The sequence below is a fragment of the Kluyvera sp. STS39-E genome (assembly GCF_040932435.1).
In the GTDB taxonomy this organism is placed as follows: domain Bacteria; phylum Pseudomonadota; class Gammaproteobacteria; order Enterobacterales; family Enterobacteriaceae; genus Kluyvera.
In genome coordinates this window covers 247,047-262,151 of record NZ_JBFQGA010000004.1, presented here as the reverse complement: position 1 = coordinate 262,151, position 15,105 = coordinate 247,047, and the positions used below count along the sequence as shown (strand labels likewise).

At 52.2% G+C, this 15,105-nt stretch carries 8 protein-coding genes and 1 pseudogene; 6 read left to right on the top strand and 3 right to left on the bottom strand.

Annotation, left to right across the window (positions count from 1 at the left end; genetic code table 11):
- Positions 1-104: 104 nt before the first annotated feature.
- Positions 105-833: a bifunctional 2-polyprenyl-6-hydroxyphenol methylase/3-demethylubiquinol 3-O-methyltransferase UbiG gene (gene ubiG, locus AB4K05_RS10570; protein WP_368479936.1), complete on the bottom strand. Its 729-nt coding sequence runs from the start codon at positions 831-833 to the stop codon at positions 105-107.
- 161 nt (positions 834-994) lie between these two features.
- On the opposite strand from ubiG, the gene gyrA reads away from it, so the two are divergent.
- Positions 995-3,631 (top strand): DNA topoisomerase (ATP-hydrolyzing) subunit A, encoded by a 2,637-nt coding sequence (gene gyrA / locus AB4K05_RS10565; protein ID WP_368479935.1) that lies wholly within the window; start codon positions 995-997, stop codon positions 3,629-3,631.
- Between the two features lie 159 nt (positions 3,632-3,790).
- Complete coding sequence (gene rcsC / locus AB4K05_RS10560) at positions 3,791-6,637, top strand: two-component system sensor histidine kinase RcsC (RefSeq protein ID WP_368479934.1); 2,847 nt, start codon at positions 3,791-3,793, stop codon at positions 6,635-6,637.
- Between the two features lie 136 nt (positions 6,638-6,773).
- Here rcsC and rcsB read toward each other — a convergent pair whose 3' ends face one another.
- Both rcsB and rcsD read right to left on the bottom strand, forming a co-directional pair.
- Positions 6,774-7,424 carry a response regulator transcription factor RcsB gene (gene rcsB / locus AB4K05_RS10555; RefSeq protein ID WP_061284000.1) on the bottom strand — a complete coding sequence of 217 codons (651 nt, stop codon included), beginning with the start codon at positions 7,422-7,424 and terminating at the stop codon, positions 6,774-6,776.
- A gap of 15 nt (positions 7,425-7,439) precedes the next feature.
- Entirely contained in the window at positions 7,440-10,115 is a 2,676-nt protein-coding gene (gene rcsD / locus AB4K05_RS10550) for a phosphotransferase RcsD (protein WP_368479933.1), read from the bottom strand.
- Between the two features lie 832 nt (positions 10,116-10,947).
- Between rcsD and AB4K05_RS10545 the strand changes: the two are divergent.
- The 4 genes and pseudogenes from AB4K05_RS10545 (at position 10,948) to alkB (ending at position 15,047) form a co-directional block, all read left to right on the top strand.
- Positions 10,948-12,123: pseudogene (locus AB4K05_RS10545) on the top strand (porin OmpC).
- 101 nt (positions 12,124-12,224) lie between these two features.
- Positions 12,225-13,277: an FAD:protein FMN transferase ApbE gene (gene apbE / locus AB4K05_RS10540; protein WP_368479932.1), complete on the top strand. Its 1,053-nt coding sequence runs from the start codon at positions 12,225-12,227 to the stop codon at positions 13,275-13,277.
- Positions 13,278-13,350: 73 nt separating this feature from the next.
- The gene (gene ada, locus AB4K05_RS10535) at positions 13,351-14,406 is read left to right on the top strand and encodes a bifunctional DNA-binding transcriptional regulator/O6-methylguanine-DNA methyltransferase Ada (protein WP_368479931.1); all 1,056 of its coding nucleotides are present in this window, start codon (positions 13,351-13,353) and stop codon (positions 14,404-14,406) included.
- Positions 14,406-15,047, top strand: a complete 642-nt coding sequence (alkB, locus tag AB4K05_RS10530) for a DNA oxidative demethylase AlkB (protein ID WP_368479930.1) — start codon at positions 14,406-14,408, stop codon at positions 15,045-15,047. Before ada ends, alkB begins: the two co-directional genes overlap by 1 nt.
- Positions 15,048-15,105: the final 58 nt, after the last annotated feature.

The window sequence follows — 15,105 nt, the reverse complement described above, 5'->3', positions numbered from 1 at the left end:
CGCCGGATGGCGACGCTAACGCGGCTTATCCGGCCTACGGTTGGTGCAGATATGTAGGCCTGATAAGCGCAGCGCCATCAGGCGTTACCGCTGGAAGCTTCAACTTATTCCGCTTTTGCCGTGGTGTGCAGCATATAGTTAACATCTACGCCCGGTGCCAGCTTGAAGCTGTTGGTGATTGGGTTGTAGTGCAGGCCAATCATGTGGCGCTCTTTCAATACGGTCTGGTCAACCCAGCTCAGTAGTTCGGCCGGCTTGATGAATTTCTTAATGTCGTGAGTGCCCTTTGGCACCATGCGCAGGATGTACTCTGCGCCAACCACCGCCATCAGCCAAGATTTACCGTTGCGGTTCAGGGTTGAGAAGAACACCTGTCCGCCGGGTTTGACCAACTGCGCGCAGGCTTTGACCACCGACTGCGGATCCGGAACGTGCTCCAGCATTTCCATGCAGGTGACCACGTCGTACTGCTGAGCATGCTTCATCGCATGTTCTTCAACGGTCTCTTGGACATAATCAACCGGAATGCCGGTTTCCAGCGAGTGCAGCTTCGCGACCTGCAGCGGCTCAAATCCCATGTCCAGCCCGGTCACCGTCGCCCCTTCACGGGCCATACTTTCCGCCAGAATGCCGCCACCGCAGCCAACATCGAGCACTTTCTTACCGAACAGGCCGTTGGATCGCTCGGCGATATAGCCTAAGCGCAGCGGGTTAATACGGTGCAACGGCTTGAATTCACCTTCCAGATCCCACCAGCGTGACGCGACGGCCTCGAATTTGGCGATCTCTTCGTGGTCAACGTTGTGCGCTACCGCAGCTTTTTCGGCATTCATGGGTGTTCGTGCTCCTTATTTCGTTATTAGCTGCGAGTATATCAGCACCGACGCGCGAATAAAGCGTCAGGCAGGTGCTAATGGGTTTACCTGTCTTTACGCGGATGTGTTATAATTTGCGACCTTTGAATCCGGGAATACAGTAGAGGGATAGCGGTTAGATGAGCGACCTTGCGAGAGAAATTACACCGGTCAACATCGAGGAAGAGTTAAAGAACTCTTATCTGGATTATGCGATGTCGGTCATTGTTGGCCGTGCGCTGCCGGATGTCCGAGATGGCCTTAAGCCGGTACACCGTCGCGTACTTTACGCCATGAACGTATTGGGCAATGACTGGAACAAAGCCTATAAAAAATCAGCCCGTGTCGTGGGTGACGTCATCGGTAAATATCACCCGCATGGTGATACTGCCGTTTATGACACTATCGTCCGTATGGCACAGCCGTTCTCACTGCGTTACATGCTGGTAGATGGTCAGGGCAACTTTGGTTCTGTCGATGGCGACTCCGCTGCAGCGATGCGTTATACGGAAATCCGTATGTCGAAAATCGCCCACGAGCTGATGGCTGACCTGGAAAAAGAGACGGTCGATTTCGTCGATAACTACGACGGCACCGAGCGCATTCCAGATGTCATGCCGACCAAAATTCCTAACCTGCTGGTGAACGGTTCTTCCGGTATCGCCGTAGGTATGGCGACCAACATTCCGCCGCATAACTTAACGGAAGTGATCAACGGCTGTCTGGCCTACGTCGACGATGAAGACATCAGCATTGAAGGGCTGATGGAGCACATTCCGGGGCCAGACTTCCCGACTGCCGCTATCATCAACGGTCGCCGTGGCATTGAAGAAGCCTATCGTACCGGTCGTGGTAAAGTTTACATTCGCGCTCGCGCAGAAGTGGAAGCGGATGCGAAAACCGGTCGTGAAACCATCATTGTGCACGAAATTCCGTATCAGGTGAACAAAGCGCGCCTGATCGAGAAAATCGCCGAGTTGGTAAAAGACAAACGCGTTGAAGGCATCAGCGCGCTGCGTGACGAATCTGACAAAGACGGTATGCGTATCGTCATTGAAGTGAAACGTGACGCGGTGGGTGAAGTGGTTCTGAACAACCTCTACTCCCAGACTCAGCTGCAGGTTTCCTTCGGTATCAACATGGTTGCACTGCACCATGGCCAGCCGAAGATCATGAACCTGAAAGATATTATTGCTGCTTTCGTGCGCCACCGCCGTGAAGTAGTGACTCGCCGTACTATCTTCGAGCTGCGTAAAGCACGCGATCGCGCGCACATCCTTGAAGCACTGGCTATTGCGCTGGCAAACATCGACCCAATCATCGAGCTTATTCGTCAGGCTCCAACGCCTTCGGAAGCGAAAGCCGGGCTGATTGCGCGTTCATGGGAGCTGGGTACCGTAGCTGCGATGCTGGAACGTGCGGGCGATGACGCTGCACGTCCTGAGTGGCTGGAACCTGAATTCGGCGTTCGCGACGGTCAGTACTACCTGACTGAACAGCAGGCGCAGGCGATTCTGGATCTGCGTTTGCAGAAACTAACCGGCCTTGAGCATGAAAAACTGCTCGACGAATACAAAGAACTGCTGGAACAGATTGCCGAACTGCTGCACATTCTGGGCAGTGCCGATCGCCTGATGGAAGTTATCCGTGAAGAGCTGGAACTGGTTCGTGAACAGTTCGGCGACGCACGTCGTACCGAAATCACTGCGAACAGCGCCGATATTAATATCGAAGATCTGATTAGCCAGGAAGATGTTGTTGTCACCTTGTCTCACCAGGGTTACGTCAAATATCAACCGCTGACCGATTACGAAGCACAGCGTCGTGGCGGTAAAGGCAAATCAGCAGCCCGTATTAAAGAAGAAGATTTTATCGACCGCCTGCTGGTGGCCAACACCCACGACACCATTTTGCTGTTCTCCAGCCGTGGTCGTCTGTACTGGATGAAGGTTTATCAGTTGCCGGAAGCGAGCCGTGGTGCGCGTGGGCGTCCAATCGTCAACCTGTTGCCGCTGGAAGCGAACGAACGTATTACTGCCATCCTGCCAGTACGTGAGTACGAAGAGGGCGTTAACGTCTTCATGGCAACCGCTAGCGGTACCGTGAAGAAAACTGCGCTGACCGAGTTCAGCCGTCCGCGTTCTGCCGGGATTATCGCGGTGAACCTCAACGAAGGCGATGAGCTGATTGGCGTTGACCTGACGTCCGGTTCTGACGAAGCGATGCTGTTCTCTGCTGCGGGTAAAGTGGTTCGCTTTAAAGAAGATGCCGTTCGTGCAATGGGTCGTACCGCGACCGGCGTACGTGGCATCAAGCTTGCGGGTGAAGACAAAGTCGTTTCTCTGATTATTCCACGCGGTGAAGGCGCAATCCTGACCGTGACGCAAAACGGCTACGGTAAACGTACCGCTGCGGCAGAGTATCCAACCAAGTCTCGTGCAACGCAGGGCGTTATCTCTATCAAAGTCACCGAGCGTAACGGTTCCGTTGTTGGCGCAGTGCAGGTTGATGATTGCGACCAGATCATGATGATCACCGATGCGGGCACGCTGGTGCGTACACGCGTTTCGGAAGTCAGCGTGGTGGGGCGTAACACCCAAGGCGTTATCCTCATCCGTACTGCGGAAGATGAAAACGTAGTGGGTCTGCAACGCGTTGCTGAACCGGTCGATGACGAAGAGCTGGATGCTATCGATGGTAGCGTAGCGGAAGGCGATGATGAAATCGCGCCGGAAGCGGAAAGCGATGACGATATCGCGGAAGACGCAGACGAGTAATTCGTTAGCCTACGTCAGATAAAAGAGCCGGTGAATGCCGGCTCTTTTTTTATCCCGATGGTCGGTAGTCCGGTCGGGCGACTCTCTGATTGCGGTAACGGGCTTTTCCCGCTACCTTAACCACATCCTGTTAGCCTTTGACGGCGGAGTTTCGCCACTTTGAAATATCTTGTTTCCTTCCGCACCACGCTGAAAGTTTCCCGCTACATGTTCCGGGCGATGGCATTGCTGCTTTGGCTGCTTATCGCGCTGATTTCGGGATTCTATATTGTGAATGCCCTGCATCAGAAAGAGTCGGAAATTCGCCAAGAGTTTAACCTTAGCTCCGACCAAGCACAGCGATATTTCCAGCGAACCTCCGATGTCATTAAGGATCTGAAGTATATTGCGGAAAATCGGCTGACGGCGGCCAACGGTACCCTGCCAACTGGTTTGGCAAAAGATAGCGCCGATATCCCCGATTTTGAGCCACTGTTTCCGGATTCCGACTGCGGCAGCCTTGATACGACTTGGCGTGGCCCGCTGGAATCGCTGTCATGGTTTCTACGTTACTGGCGAGAGAATTTCTCCTCTTCCTACGATCTCAACCGCGTCTTTTTAATCGGCAGTGATAATCTTTGCATGGCCAACTTTGGCCTGCGTGAAATGCCGGTCGAACGTGGCGAAGCGCTCAAAGCGCTGCACGAGCGTATTACCGCCTACCACGATGCTCCGCAGGATGAACGTGGCGGCAACTTGTTCTGGGTTGGCGAAGGTCCGCGTCACAGCGTGGGGTATTTCTATGCGTTGACGCCGGTGTATTTGGCTAACCGCCTGCAGGCGCTGCTCGGCGTTGAACAGACCATTCGTGTGGAAAACTTCTTTACCCCAGGCAGTATGCCGATGGGGGTTTCCATTCTGGACGACAACGGCAATACGTTGATTTCGCTCTCCGGTCCCGATAATAAACTGCGTCTGACTACGCGCGCGCTTCAGGAACGCCTGTGGTTTGGCTATACCTCGGGTTATCGTGAGCTGGTGCTGAAGAAGACCCTTTCGCCTTCGTCTCTCAATATTGTCTATTCGGTGCCGCTGGATGTTGTGCTGGAGCGCATTCGCATTCTGGTGCTGAATGCGTTGCTGCTGAACCTGTTAACCGGGATTGCGTTATTTACCATGGCGCGTATGTATGAGCGCCGTATCTTCCTGCCCGCCGAATCGGATGCGTTGCGTCTGGAAGAGCATGAGCAGTTTAACCGCAAAATTGTTGCTTCCGCCCCGGTAGGGATCTGCATTCTCAGGACCCAAGACGGTACCAATATCTTGAGTAACGAGTTAGCGCACAATTATCTGAATATGTTGACTCACGAAGACCGGCAGCGACTGACGCAGATTATCTGCGGTCAGCAGGTGAACTTCGTTGATGTGTTGACCAGCAACAATACCAACCTGCAGATTAGCTTTGTCCATTCGCGTTATCGCAACGAAAACGTGGCGATTTGCGTGCTGGTTGACGTCAGTTCGCGCGTCAAAATGGAAGAGTCGCTGCAGGAAATGGCGCAGGCGGCGGAGCAGGCTAGCCAGTCGAAATCCATGTTCTTGGCGACGGTCAGCCATGAACTGCGCACGCCGCTGTACGGGATCATTGGTAACCTCGACTTGTTGCAAACCAAAGAGTTGCCAAAGGGCGTTGACCGTCTGGTGACTGCCATGAACAACTCATCGGCGCTGCTGCTGAAGATTATCAGCGACATTCTGGACTTCTCAAAAATTGAGTCTGAACAGCTCAAGATTGAGCCGCGCGAGTTTTCGCCTAAAGAGGTGATGAATCATATCACGGCCAACTATTTACCGTTGGTGGTGAGAAAACAGCTGGGGCTGTACTGCTTTATTGAGCCAGATGTGCCGGCGAAACTGATGGGCGATCCTATGCGTTTGCAGCAGGTTATCTCCAATCTGTTGAGTAATGCCATCAAGTTTACCGATATTGGCTGCATTATTTTCCATCTCAAACGCGAAGGGTATTACCTCAGCATTAGCATTCGCGACACAGGCGTCGGTATTCCGGCGAAAGAAGTGGTGCGCTTGTTTGATCCTTTCTTCCAGGTTGGAACCGGCGTGCAGCGCAACTTCCAAGGCACCGGTCTTGGACTGGCGATTTGTGAAAAGCTGGTCAATATGATGGACGGTGACATTGCGGTGGACACTGAGCCGGGTATGGGGAGCCAGTTTACGCTGCGTATTCCGCTGTACGGTGAACAAGAACAAACGCCGCTGATGATAGGCGGGCTGGCGGCAGTACGCTGTTGGTTAGCCGTGCGTAACGTGGCGTTGTCTGCGTTTATTCAGACGCTGTTGACCTATCACGGGATGGACGTGCGCCTGTATGAAGGCGAAACGCCGGAGCCGGACGATCTGTTGATTACCGATCATGAGATAACCCAGCCGTGGGCAGGGCGCGCCGCGGTGCTATTCTGCCGTCGTCATATTGGTATTCCTCAGGAGCATTCTCCAGGTCAATGGGTGCACAGTACCGTTTCACCGCACGAATTGATGACCCTGTTGGGTCGAATTTATCGCGTGAAAATGGAGACCGGTGAAGCCGCAGAGCTGCAAGCACCGCACGAGCAGCCGGAAGATAGCAATGATGACATGATGATCCTTGTCGTTGACGATCATCCTATCAACCGCCGTTTGCTGGCCGATCAGTTGGGATCGTTGGGATATCAGTGCAAAACCGCCAACGATGGCGTCGATGCGTTAAACGTGCTGAGCAAAAATCATATCGATATCGTGCTAAGCGACGTCAACATGCCGAATATGGATGGCTATCGCCTGACCCAGCGTATTCGCCAGTTAGGGCTGACGTTGCCGGTTGTTGGTGTCACGGCTAACGCCCTAGCGGAAGAGAAACAACGTTGTCTTGAATCGGGAATGGATAGCTGTCTGTCAAAACCGGTGACGCTGGACGTGCTGAAACAGACGCTGACGGTCTATGCTGCGAGAGTGCGTAAAACACGGGAATGACGAAACTGCTTGATGGCGTTGCGCTTATCAGGCCTACAATAGGCGTTCATCGCCTGTAGGCCGGATAAAGCGTTTACGCCGCCATCCGGCTAGAGTGCCAGCGCTGACAATATCTCAGCGCGGCTGGGTAAAGAGCTTAGTCTTTATCTGACGGGGAGAGCGTAACGGATGAGAGGTAGTTCAGCAGGGCGATATCGTTCTCAACCCCCAGCTTCATCATCGCCGATTTCTTCTGGCTACTGATGGTTTTGATACTGCGGTTTAGCTTGCGAGCAATTTCGGTCACCAAGAACCCTTCAGCAAACAGACGCAATACTTCGCTCTCTTTTGGTGACAAACGCTTGTCGCCGTAGCCGCCAGCGCTGATTTTCTCCAGCAGGCGAGAGACGCTTTCCGGGGTAAACTTCTTGCCTTTTTGCAGCGCAGCGAGCGCTTTTGGCAGGTCGGTCGGCGCACCCTGTTTTAGCACAATCCCTTCGATATCGAGATCTAACACGGCGCTGAGAATTGCCGGGTTGTTGTTCATGGTCAATACGATAATTGACAGGTCCGGGAAGTGGCGTTTGATGTATTTGATAAGCGTAATACCGTCACCGTATTTGTCTCCAGGCATGGAGAGGTCAGTAATCAGTACGTGGGCATCTAGTTTCGGTAAATTGTTAATTAGCGCAGTGGAGTCTTCAAATTCGCCAACAACGTTCACCCATTCAATCTGTTCAAGAGACTTACGGATCCCGAACAGCACAATCGGATGGTCATCAGCAATAATTACGTTCATATTGTTCATGTAAAGGCTACCTTGCTACAGCAAGCTCTTGACGTAGGCGTCAATGTCGCTGATGTATTTTTCTATGCCGGAAGCATCTTTCTCACGAATAAGATGTTCGAGCGTTTCACATAATTGCTTGCCAGGTACCAGATTTAGCATGGCAAACACCCCTTTTAGGCGGTGAGCTGTCTGTGCCAGAGCGGCAAAATCCTTCGCCGCAGATTCAGTATACAGTCTGCTAACATCTTCCGGTACCGTATCAACAAACAGAGCATAATAGCCGCTAGCCTGAAGTTCAGCATTTTCATCGCTTCCTGGCGGTGATTGCGTCACTTCTTCCTGTGCCAGCTGCTCTTCAATAAGTTGCAGTACGGCGTCCTGCATTGCATTACTCATGTTAAAGTTTACGCGAAGCTGGCCCGGGCCAATTTTGCGTATCCCAGCCTCATCATCGCTTAAAAGCAAGCCAGAAGCAGTAAGATTAGACGGATTATCTGTTAAAAACAGATCATATTCTTGACTTGTTGCGCGCTCATCCGGGCTGATGCAGGTGGCTCCCCAGCTTTCGAGCTGGCGGGTCACAATGTGACGGATTTCATTGGAGGTGATGTCGATCATCGCGACAACGTCATCCAGCAGCTGTTCTTCCTGTTCGACATTTTCCTCACGCACCGCCATTTTTACGTGCAGCGTATAGCGCGTTCCCAGTGACTCCCGCGCCTTAATGCTCAGGTGCCCCCCGAGCTTACGCGCGAGCTGATCGCAGAGCCAGAAGGTAAGGGCGTTGGCCTTACCGTAGCTGTCCGACTGGGTATCATTCAGGTACGGGAAGTGCAGATTATCTACTTCGCCATGCGAAACGCCGTTGCCGGTATCGAGGATACGGAAGGTTAAACGATCTTCCGCTGACTCATCGGCGTTCACCTCGATAGTAACTTTGCCTACCTGAGTGGTGGTGACGGCATACTGAATGAGCAGCAGCAGAATGCGCCGCAGCGCATCGCGGTCGCCAAAGCGCAGCTCTTTCGCCGGTAGTGAATTATTAATCAGTAACTGCAGGCCCTTACGCTTAATCGATGGCAGCACCTCTGGAACCACTTCATCGATCAGCTCCTGCAGGGAGAACTGGCTGGATGTGCCTTTCCAGCTGTCATTTTCCAGCATATTGGCGAGCTGAATCTCATCCACCAACCGCACCAGCAGGTCGGCATGATTAGCCAGTTTCTGGCTCTCAGAGACGTCGATAGCCGTCGCTTCGGCGGCCAGCGCTTTAATCGGCTGCTTCAGCGTGTCGCTAATATTCTGCATAAAGGCCGCGCGACCCTGCTGGTTTTTCTCATATAGGCGCTGAGCCTGCTTGAGTTTTTTATTCACCAGCACTTCACGGTCCTGGTCGCGGATAATAAAGATCTGCGTGCGCGGCGAAACCTGGCTGCGGAACTGACGTATTTCATACAGCTCATTATTGATGGTGGCCTGAATCACCCCCTGATGCTGGTCCGCCATACTGGTGATGTTTTGCAGGTTCAGATGTGGCAACAGATGGTCAGCGATTTTATTACTAATAATGGTGCGATTCGACTCTTGGTCATGAACCAATAACCCAAGCGGTAATAAGGAAACGATCTCTTCGTTCAGCACCCGCAATACGCGCAGTTCGTTATTGGTGCCTGTGCTCGGCGACGTATTTGAGCTACGGCGGGTTGGCAGGTTACGGAAAGTGGAATAGCCGAATAGCGCCAACGCCAACAGGCCGATATTCAGCAGCAGCGGCAGCATGATGTTTTGGAAAGTATCCAGCAGCAGGGTGCCAAATGGAACTTGCCACACTAAACGCATGCCGGTGGTGTTGAGTGCGGAGGCAATCTCAATGCGCGAGCTATTAAAATTAATTGCTACGCTGTCGCTTTGATCCTTTTCCTGACCACGCGCAGAGGCTTGTGCCGGGTCTGGCTCAAGGCGAAAGCTATCCAGCGACATGGTCGGTGGAACCAGATCGTTTATCGGCAGATCAAAGGCAACAACGGTTGCGAGGTGGCCTGGCTGGTTAAAAGTGGTCCGCAGCGTAAAGTAGCGGCCGTTTTGCCATGCCAAACGGCGCAATGAGGATAATGTTTCGCGCTCATCCAACGTGTTCGCCTGCTGAAGCATTTCTGCCCGACGAGAGTCGACGATGTTGCCGACGGTAGAATCTTTGAACCCCGAGGAGAGATCTTTTAGCGGCAGCGTAGAAATCAGGATCAGGCTGTTATCTTGCCCATTGAGATAGTACATCGACCACGGTACGTTTTCCGCACCCCACAACGTATCCAGATAGGTTGACATACGCTGGGTAATATCCAGAGTTGCGCTATCGTGAGAGCCAAAAATCAGTGCTTCCGTTTTACGACGGGGCTTCTCCAGATAATAGACGTCTTGCTTTAAGCGGGTTTCCTGTAGACCTTCAATCGGCGTGGCATTGCTGCTCGATGCGGCGATATTGTCGTAAATCTGCCAGGTGGTGTAGCGCCAAGTATCGATACGCTTATGGACAGCGTGCGTCAAATCGACAATCTGATAGCTCTTATCTTTGAGCCACGCGTTGACCGCGCTTTGAATCATCACTCCCATGGTGACGAGGAGCACGACAATCATAAGAAGGAAAAAGCGCGTGATGCTCCCAGGAAGGAGGGTGAATTTCGTCGGGTTTATCTTGTCGGACTGACTCATTGGCGTGTGTAATCCATCATAACGGCATCTGAATGAGGATATGCTCAAGCGTATAGTGCGTTGAGGCGTAAAACCCTGTTTTGCTCTGCTGGCAGTATATACAAAAAATCCAACAAGATGCATCCGTGCGACGAATTCATCAGGAGTCGGTGCACTGGGGGCGAAAATTGAAACGCGCTTTCATTATAGCTCATGGTGGGAAATTGAAATCGCCGGGAATTTGTACAATGAAACATATATTGTACAAAAATTTACCGAATGCAATTTAAAAATAGCACGAAATAACAAGACATTATTATTTCGAAATGAACAGACAATTTATTTTACATGCAAAGCGATTAATTAATAGTCGTTATAATTTGTGATGGGTAGCATAACTTGATTAAGTTTGCGTAAAGAAAGGTAAAAAAAACCGGATGCAGAGCATCCGGTTGAAATAGGGGTAAACAGACATTCAGAACTGAATGACGGTAATAAATAAAGTTAATGATGATAGCACTGACTATTTTAGTTATGGGTGAAGGTTTTGTTTTGTCATTCAGTGCTATACACAATATGTTTTTTAACGTATTGATTTGTATATTTTATTTTTTTATCTTTTGATTATTAGTGCTATTTTCCCTCGCATTTTGTGCTTATAAAAGTTCCCTCAAAATTACATTTTGAAACATTTGTACGTATAAATGAAACACTTATGGGCTTTTCGTATCATATTCCTATTGGATTATTCTAATTTTTACAGCACAATGGGTCTGCCGACTGATTAATGAGGGTTAATCAGTAAGCAGTGGCATATATAAAGGCATATATATAACAACAGAGGGTTAATAACATGAAAGTTAAAGTACTGTCCCTCCTGGTACCAGCACTGCTGGTAGCGGGCGCAGCAAATGCGGCTGAAATTTAGAAAAAAGATGGCAACAAATTAGATCTGTACGGTAAAGTCGACGGCCTGCACTATTTCTCCAGCAACAACGGCGATGACGGTGACCAGTCTTACGTTCGTCTGGGCTTCAAAGGCGAAACTCAGGTTAACGACCAGCTGACCGGTTACGGCCAGTGGGAATACAACATCCAAGCTAACAACACCGAAGGTTCTGCTGACCAGGCGTGGACTCGTGTAGGCTTCGCAGGTATCCGTGTTGCTGACGCAGGTTCTTTCGACTACGGTCGTAACTACGGCGTTGTTTACGACGTAACTTCTTGGACCGACGTTCTGCCAGAATTCGGCGGCGACACTTACGGTTCTGACAACTTCATGCAATCCCGTGCTAACGGCGTTGCAACCTACCGTAACACCGACTTCTTCGGTCTGGTTGACGGTCTGAACTTTGCTCTGCAGTATCAGGGTAAAAACGGCAGCGTATCTGGTGAAGGCGCAACGGCTAACGGTCGTCAGGCTCTGAAACAGAACGGTGACGGCTTCGGCGGTTCCATCACTTATGATATCGGTGCTGGCTTCAGCGTTGGTGGTGCAATTTCCTCCTCCAAACGTACTACCGATCAGAACAACAGCTCCTTCGCAATCAAAGATGATGCAGGCGTAACCACTGGCACCAGCGAAATCTACGGTAACGGCGATCGTGCTGAAACCTATTCTGGTGGCGTGAAATACGACGCAAACAACATCTACCTGGCCGCTCAGTACACCCAGACTTACAACGCAACTCGTTTCGGTGGTTCACCAAACGCGGGCGTTTACGGTTATGCTGACAAAGCTCAGAACTTCGAAGTGGTTGCACAGTACCAGTTCGACTTCGGTCTGCGTCCATCCATCGCTTACCTGCAGTCTAAAGGCAAAAACATCGACAACGGTGTAGCTGGCGGCAACTACGGTGACCAGGACCTGCTGAAATATGTTGATGTAGGCGCGACTTACTACTTCAACAAAAACATGTCTACCTACGTTGATTACAAAATCAACCTGCTGGACAAAAACGACTTCACTCAGGCAGCTGGTATCTCTACCGATAACATCGTTGCACTGGGTATGGTTTACCAGTTCTAATACTGTTAATACCGAACAAAGGGGCCAAATGGCCCCTTTTTTTGTGCCGAAATTTAATCAATTAGTGTACTCTTGCGCCGATTGCAGGAGGGTAATAACGGATGGAAATGACTTTTTTACGTGTGGCGCTGATAAGCGTCGTTCTATTAGTGACGGGCTGTGATAACGCCAGCACCCCGGTTGCGCCAAAAGCGACAGCAACTGTGCTGGAAGGCAAAACGATGGGGACTTTCTGGCGGGTTAGCGTTGTTGGTATCGATAACGCGCGGGCCGATGAGTTACGCCAAAAGGTGCAAAAACTGCTCGATGGTGACGATCAGCTCCTATCGACCTGGAAAAATGATTCAGCGCTGATGCGATTTAATCATTCAAATAGCATGACCCCGTGGCCGGTCAGCGAAGCGATGGCAGATATCGTCACCGAGTCGCTGCGTATCGGCTATAAAACCCAAGGGGCGATGGATATAACCGTCGGCCCGCTGGTGAATCTGTGGGGGTTCGGCCCAGATAAGCAGCCGGTCAAAACACCGACCGAGGCGCAAATTGATGCCGCCAAAGCGCGAACCGGGCTGGCGTTCCTCTCGGTTATCAACCGTGCAGGCAGACAGTATCTGCAAAAATCGATCCCCGACCTGTATGTTGATCTTTCTACCGTCGGTGAGGGATATGCCGCCGATCATCTGGCGCAGTTGATGATCGAAGAAGGGATCTCCCGCTATCTGGTTTCGGTTGGCGGCGCGTTGGTCAGCCGTGGTCTGAATGCTGACGGTCAGCCGTGGCGAGTGGCTATCCAGAAACCAACGGACCGAGAAAATGCGGTGCAGGCCATGGTTGATATCAACGGTCACGGTATCAGTACATCCGGCAGCTATCGCAACTACTATGAGTTGGATGGTCAGCGGATCTCGCACGTTATCGACCCGCAAACCGGACGGCCTATCAACCATAAACTGGTTTCGGTCACCGTGATTGCGCCAACCGCTCTGGAAGCCGACGGTTGGGATACCGGTCTGATGGTATTAGGCCCGCAAAAAGCTCAGCAGGTTGTGCGCGAACAGGGGCTGGCGGTGTATATGATTATGAAAGAAGGTGACGGGTTTAAAACGTGGATGTCGCCCCAGTTTCAGGCCTTCCTAGTCGGCGGGAAAAATTAAAAAGCAAGATTGCGGGTTTTTTAATTCCTCCCTTTGGGCACAGTGATGGTTACACTAAAGGGAGGAGCCTGTTATGACATCTCATACGTTACTTACCGATGAAGATCGCTGGCAAGCGGTGCTTAATCGCGACGCCAGCGCCGACGGTCAATTTGTCTTTGCCGTCCAAACCACCGGCATTTTTTGCCGTCCATCCTGTCGCGCGCGTCATGCGCTGCGACAAAACGTCCGTTTTTATCCCGATACGAACGCAGCAGAGGCCGCAGGCTTTCGCCCGTGCAAACGTTGCCAGCCCGATGCGCTTGCCCCCGAGCAGCAGAAAATCGACAAAGTCGCCTATGCTTGCCGATTGCTGGAGCAGGAAGCGCCGGTGACTCTTGATGCGCTCGCTCTCGCGGTCGCTGTCAGCCCTTATCATTTTCACCGTATGTTTAAATCAGTCACCGGCATGACACCGAAAGCCTGGCAGCAGGCGTGGCGAGCACGCCGATTGCGTGAGTCGTTAAGTGAAGGAGAATCCGTCACTCAGGCGGTGCTGGCGGCGGGATTCCCGACCAGCAGTAGCTACTATCGACATGCCGATGAAATGCTCGGAATGCAGGCGAAAACCTATCGGCAGGGCGGGAAGGCGACGCAAATACACTATGCGACAGGTGAGTGCTCACTGGGGCGCTGCTTGGTGGCGATAAGTGAACGCGGCGTTTGTGCGGTATTGCTTGGAGATAATGAAGAAGCACTGGTAGACGAATTACAGCGCAGCTTCCCGGCAGCAGAATTTAGGCTGGCGGAGAGCGCCTTTAACCAGCAGATTGCCGATGTCGTCGCCAGCCTCAATCAACCTTCGTCTACGTTATCATTGCCTTTAGATATTCGTGGGACCGCATTCCAACAGCAGGTGTGGCATGCTTTACGCGCTATCCCGGCGGGAGAAACGCGCAGCTATCAGCAAGTGGCACAAAGCATCGGCAAGCCGAAAGCCGTGCGTGCGGTCGCCAGCGCCTGTGCAGCAAATCGTTTGGCTATTCTGGTACCTTGCCACCGGGTGGTGAGAGGGGATGGCGCGCTTTCTGGCTACCGCTGGGGCGTGGCGCGTAAGGCGGCATTGTTGCAACGCGAGAAGGCGCGATAATGCTCGACCTATTTGCCGATGAAACCCCGTGGTCAGAGCCGCTGGCGCCTGGTGCGGTGATCCTTCGCCGCCTAGCGCGTGAGCAAAGTGCCGAGCTGCTGGTCGCTATTGAACAGGTGGCGACACTCTCGCCCTTTCGCCAGATGGTGACGCCGGGGGGCTATACGATGTCGGTGGCGATGACCAACTGCGGCCCACTCGGCTGGAGTACTGACCATCGCGGTTACTGTTACTCGCCCGTGGACCCGCTGACCGCAAAGCCATGGCCCGCGATGCCGGATGTTTTTTGCAAGCTCGCGCAGGCTGCGGCTGCCCGCGCCGGATACCCGGCATTTCAGCCCGATGCCTGCCTGATAAACCGCTATCAGCCGGGAGCGAAGCTATCGCTGCATCAGGATAAAGATGAGGCGCGGCTGGAAGCACCTATTGTTTCAGTCTCACTCGGATTGCCCGCCACCTTCCAGTTTGGCGGCCTGAAACGCACCGATCCGCTGCAGCGGGTATGGCTTGAACACGGCGATGTCGTGGTATGGGGCGGCGCATCGCGGCTCTTTTATCATGCCGTTTTACCACTGAAGGCGGGTAACCATCCGCAGGTTGGCCCCTGGCGCTATAATCTGACCTTTCGTTGTGCGACCTGATAACGAATAAAAATAAGAATTATTCTTGATGTAACCTCTCAGCAGTTTACACTGCTGG